This is a genomic window from Amycolatopsis sp. SID8362 (genome assembly GCF_010550475.1).
Taxonomy (GTDB): domain Bacteria; phylum Actinomycetota; class Actinomycetes; order Mycobacteriales; family Pseudonocardiaceae; genus Amycolatopsis; species Amycolatopsis eburnea.
Window position 1 is genome coordinate 1 of sequence record NZ_JAAGNB010000016.1, and the last position, 5,086, is coordinate 5,086.

4 protein-coding genes are annotated in these 5,086 nt (G+C 70.2%); 2 read left to right on the top strand and 2 right to left on the bottom strand.

What is annotated here, in order from left to right; genetic code table 11:
- On the top strand, window positions 1-432 hold a 432-nt coding region (locus G3I65_RS01065; RefSeq protein WP_160693884.1), incomplete at its 5' end, for a transposase.
- A 339-nt stretch (window positions 433-771) separates the two neighbouring features.
- On the opposite strand, the gene pepN is transcribed toward G3I65_RS01065, so the two are convergent.
- Window positions 772-3,339 carry an aminopeptidase N gene (gene pepN / locus G3I65_RS01070; protein WP_160693886.1) on the bottom strand — a complete coding sequence of 856 codons (2,568 nt, stop codon included), beginning with the start codon at window positions 3,337-3,339 and terminating at the stop codon, window positions 772-774.
- 153 nt (window positions 3,340-3,492) lie between these two features.
- Between pepN and G3I65_RS01075 the strand changes: the two genes are divergently transcribed.
- Complete coding sequence (locus tag G3I65_RS01075) at window positions 3,493-4,113, top strand: DsbA family protein (protein ID WP_160693888.1); 621 nt, start codon at window positions 3,493-3,495, stop codon at window positions 4,111-4,113.
- Window positions 4,114-4,192: 79 nt separating this feature from the next.
- Here G3I65_RS01075 and G3I65_RS01080 read toward each other — a convergent pair whose 3' ends face one another.
- On the bottom strand, window positions 4,193-5,002 hold the full coding sequence (locus tag G3I65_RS01080) for an MBL fold metallo-hydrolase (RefSeq protein WP_160693890.1): 810 nt from the start codon (window positions 5,000-5,002) through the stop codon (window positions 4,193-4,195).
- Window positions 5,003-5,086: the final 84 nt, after the last annotated feature.

The window sequence follows — 5,086 nt, forward strand, 5'->3', positions numbered from 1 at the left end:
GCTGAGCAGGTCGAGGGGATACTCGATGCGCACCCTCTTGCCGGGGTCCTGACCTCGATGCCCGGCATCGGCGTCAGGACCGCCGCCCGCATCCTGCTCGAAATCGGCGACGCCGCGAACTTCAAGACCTCCGGGCACCTGGCCGCCTACGCCGGCATCGCCCCGGTCACCCGCAGCTCCGGCACCAGCATCAAGGGCGAACACCCCGCCCGGACCGGCAACCGCCAACTCAAACGCGCGTTCTTCCTCGCAGCGTTCGCCTCGCTGTCCGACCCGGTCAGCCGCGCCTACTACGACAGGAAGCGGGCCGAGGGCAAGAAGCACAACGCCGCCCTCATCTGCCTCGCCCGCCGCCGCTGCGACGTCCTCTACGCCATGCTCCGCAACGGCACCCACTACCGCCACCCCGAACCAGCCCCAGCCGCGGCTTGACAACCACATAGGGACACCCCCCAGGGAGGGCGGGGGCCGGCCGAGCCGGGCAGCAGGGCCGATCCACCCATCCGCGATGTCATGAAAGAGTCATTCACCTCGCCAGACGACATGAATGACCCTTTCACGACATCCCCGCGACGCCGGGCAGACCACGCGGCCGGCCCGCGGCCGGTCACCCGCGCGCCGGCGCGACTTTGCCGGGACCCGGCCCAGGGCGCTTTCCTGCGGTGTGACCAGGCTGTGCCTCGAAACCGGGACCGCGCGCGGCCGGACGACGGTACGGAACGCGGAAGAGCCCCGCACCGGATCGGGTGCGGGGCTCTTCGCCGAACCGACTCAGGACTGCGCGTCGAAGTCCCGCGCCGCCAGCGCACGGACGATGCCCGCCCGGCCCTCCGAAACCAGCCGGCGCAGGGCCTGCGAGTGGTCGCCCGCCAGCCACTCGTCCGACGCCGTCACCGTCTCCGGGGCCACCGCCCACGACGGGTACAGGCCGATCGCGATCGGCTGCGCGCGCTCGCTGGACCGTCGCTGCCACACCTCGTCGATCACCTCGAAATAGCGAGCCACGTACGAGCCCAGGAGAGCCTTCTGGCCCGGGTGGGAGAAGCCCGAGATGAGCGAGTCGCTGACCGCGTTCGGCAGCTCGTCGTCGTACACCGCGCGCTGCCACGCGTCCGACTTGGCCTCGGCCGTCGGGCGCAGGGCGCGGGCGCGCTCCGCCTGGCGGCGGCCGGTGGCCGTGTTGTCGCGGGAGAGCTCCGCGTCGATCTCCGCGGCGTCGGCCTTGCCGTGCGCCACCAGTGCGTGCAGCAGGCGCCAGCGCAGGTCGGTGTCCACCGTCAGGCCGTCGAGCGGCGCGGAACCGTCGAGCCAGCCGGCCACCACGGACAGCGTCGCCTCGTCCAGGACCGAGCCCGCCAGCGAGTTCACGAACGCCAGCTGGTGGTCCGAACCCGGCTCCGCGGCGCGGACCAGCTCCAGCAGCCGCCCGGTGAACGCCGGCCAGCCGGTCGAGGCCGCCCAGTCCTGCTCCGCGTAGGAGTTCAGCGCGGTCTGGGCCTGCAGCAGCAGCCGCTGGACGACGCCGACCTCGGTTTCGGTGTGGATGCCGCGCTGGACCAGCGTGACGAAGTCGCGGGCCTTTAGCTCGGCCTCGCGGGTCATCTCCCACGCCGCCGACCAGCACAGGGTGCGCGGGAGCGACTCGGTGATGTCGGCGACGCAGTCGATCAGCGTCGTGAGCGACGTCGGGTCGAGGCGCATCGTGCAGTACGTCAGGTCGTCGTCGTTGACCAGCACCAGCTTGCCCGCGGGCAGGCCGACCAGGTCCGGCACCTCGGTGCGCTCGCCGTCGACGTCCAGCTCCACGCGGTGCTTGCGGACGATCTTCCCCGAGGCGTCCTCGTCGTACACGCCCACGGCGACGCGGTGCGTGCGCAGCTCACCGGCACCCGGCTTGGCACCCGACTGCACGACGGCGAACGACGTGAACTTCCCGTCCGAGCCGACCTCGTAGCGCGGGCTCAGCGAGTTGAGCCCGGTGGTCTCCAGCCACTGCGCGCTCCACCACGACAGGTCGCGCCCGGACGCCTCCTCCAGCGCGCCCAGCAGGTCGGCCAGGGTCGCGTTGCCCCAGGCGTGCTTGCCGAAGTACACCTTGAGGCCGTCGAGGAAGTGGTCGAGCCCGACGTAGGCGACGAGCTGCTTGAGCACGCTCGCGCCCTTGGCGTAGGTGATGCCGTCGAAGTTGACCTCGACCGCGTGCAGGTCGACGATGTCGGCTGCGATCGGGTGCGTCGAGGGCAGCTGGTCCTGCCGGTAGGCCCACGACTTCTCGATGTTCGCGAAGCTGGTCCACGCGTTCTTGTACTCGGTCGCCTCGGCCTGGGCCAGGACGCTCGCGAAGGTCGCGAACGACTCGTTCAGCCACAGGTCGTCCCACCAGCGCATGGTGACCAGGTCGCCGAACCACATGTGCGCCATCTCGTGCAGCAGCGTCTCGGCGCGCCGCTCGTAGGCGTAGCGGGTGACGCGGCTGCGGAAGACGTAGTCCTCCAGGAAGGTCACCGCGCCGGCGTTCTCCATCGCGCCCGCGTTGAACTCCGGCACGAACAGCTGGTCGTACTTGGAGAACGGGTAGGGCGTGCCGAACTTCTCGTGGTAGAAGCCGAAACCCTGCTTGGTCTCGGTGAAGAGGCGGTCGGCGTCCATGTGCTCGGCCAGCGACGCGCGGCAGTAGACGCCGAGCGGGATGGTCTTGTGGGCGTCGGTGTACTCGTCGCGCCACTCCGCGTACGGGCCGGCGATCAGCGCGACCAGGTACGTCGAGAGCCGCTCGGACTCCTTGAACACCGTCCGGACGGCGCCTTCCGGCGTCTCCTCGGTGGACTCGGCCATCGTGTTCGAGACGACCTTCCAGTCCCGCGGCGCGATGACCGTGAGCCGGTAGACGGACTTCAGGTCCGGCTGGTCGAAGCAGGCGAACATCCGCTTGGCGTCGGCCGTCTCGAACTGCGTGTACAGGTAGACGCCGTCGTCGACCGGGTCGACGAACCGGTGCAGGCCTTCGCCGGTGTTCATGTACCGGCAGTCGGCGGACACCGTGAGCTCGTTCGCCTCGGCCAGTCCGGCCAGCGCGATGCCCTTGTCCTCGACGTAGGCGCTGACGTCGACGTCCGCGCCGTTCAGGGTGGCCGAGTGCACGCGGTCGGCGACGATGTCGACCCACGTGCCCTCACCGGCCCGGGCGCTGGAGAACCGGACGGTCGTCGTCGACGCGAAGGTCTTCTCCCCGGGACCGCCGTGGCCGTCGGTCAGATCCAGCTCGATGTCGTAGGCGGTGACGTCGAGCAGATCCGCGCGCAGCTTGGCTTGGTCGCGGGTCAGGTTGGGGGCGGGCACAGGCACCTCTGGTCGTTGGTATCGGTTTTCAACTCCCCGCATCCAATCATGGCGACGGGGTGCCCGGCGACAAGGGAACAAGCTCGGGTGCGCCGGTGTTGGCCCGTCGTGTGGGGGTCCGCCCACATCGAGACGTGACACAGGAGTTCCCCGATGACCGCTGCCGAGCAGCCCACGAAGGTCGATTTCTACTTCGACCCGATCTGCCCGTTCGCGTGGATCACCTCCCGCTGGATCCTGGAGGTGGAGAAGCACCGCAACCTGGACCTGCGGTTCCGGATCATGAGCCTGTCGGTGCTGAACGAGGGCCGGGACGAGCTGCCCGAGCAGTACAAGGAGCTCCTGTCGAAGGGCTGGGGCCCGGTGCGCGTGGCCGTGGCGCTGTCGCAGCTCAAGGGCGAAGAGATGCTGCGCGAGTACTACACCGAGTTCGGCACCCGGTACCACAACCAGGGCAACAAGGACCGCGACCAGGTCATCAAGGAAGCGCTGGCCGCGATCGGCGCGCCGGCCGAGCTGTTCGACGCCGCGGACTCCACGGAGTACGACGAGGCGCTGAAGAAGAGCCACCACGAGGGCATGGACCCGGTCGGCCAGGACGTCGGCACCCCGACGATCCACATCGACGGCGTGGCGTTCTTCGGCCCGGTGCTCAGCTCCATCCCGCGCGGCGAAGACGCGCTGAAGGTGTTCGACGGCGCGGTGGCGCTGGCGAGCTACCCGGACTTCTTCGAGCTGAAGCGCACCCGCACGGGCGAGCTGAACTTCAACTGACGGCCGGAGGCGCCACTTTCGTAGGGAAAGATGCGCCTCAGGGGGACGAGGGCGTCACTTTCGTAGGGAAAGATGCGCGTCAGGGGGTGGCGACGGCGGCCAGGGTGACGTCGCCGGGGTAGCGGGAAGCTGCCACGGCGGCGGCCTCGGTCGTCTCGCCGCGGCCCATCGCCGCCTTCAGCGCGATCAGCTCGTGCAGGCCGTGGCGGTGGTAGCGGACGAAGTCGGCGTCGACCGGGTCGCCGTGGCCGGGCACGATCACCCGCGGTTCGAGGGCGAGGATCGCGTCCAGGGTGTCCGGCCAGGCGGTCAGGTCCGACTCCGCGCTGAAGGAGAACGCGCTGAAGCCGTGCTCCGCGTTCTCGACGACGTCGCCCGCGAAGACGACACCCGCGTCGGGCACGTGCACGACCGCGTCGTGGTCGGTGTGGGCGCGGCCGGGGTGCAGCAGCACGGCGGTGCGGCCGCCGAGGTCGAGCTCGGCCCGGTCGGTGAACAGGTGGTCGGGCACGACGAACGTGGTCCGCGCGATGGCGTCGGCGATGCCGGCCTTGCCCGCTTCGCGGTAGTAGTCGATCCACTTGGCCCGCGCGTCTTCCGCGTACTCGGCCAGCTCGGCCCGGCAGCCTTCGTGCGCCCAGACGGCGCAGGGCGTGAACGCTTCGGTGCCCCACGTGTGGTCGAAGTGCGCGTGCGTGAACGTCACCGACCAGGGCAGCGGCGTGATCTCCCGCACCGCCGCGGCGAGTTCGGCGCCCTGCTCGAGGTCGCCGCGCGTGTCGACGACCAGGCAGCGCTCGGCGCCCACCACCAGCCCGACGGTCAGGTCCAGTTCCTCGTAGCGGCGCGCGTGCACGCCGTCGGCGACGTCGATCCAGCGGCCGGTCATGCCAGTACTCCTTCGTTCAGGACAGGGGCAGCCTGGCTCACGTCGAGCCGCGTGGCCAGCGCGACGTCCCCGCCGTGCCCCGAT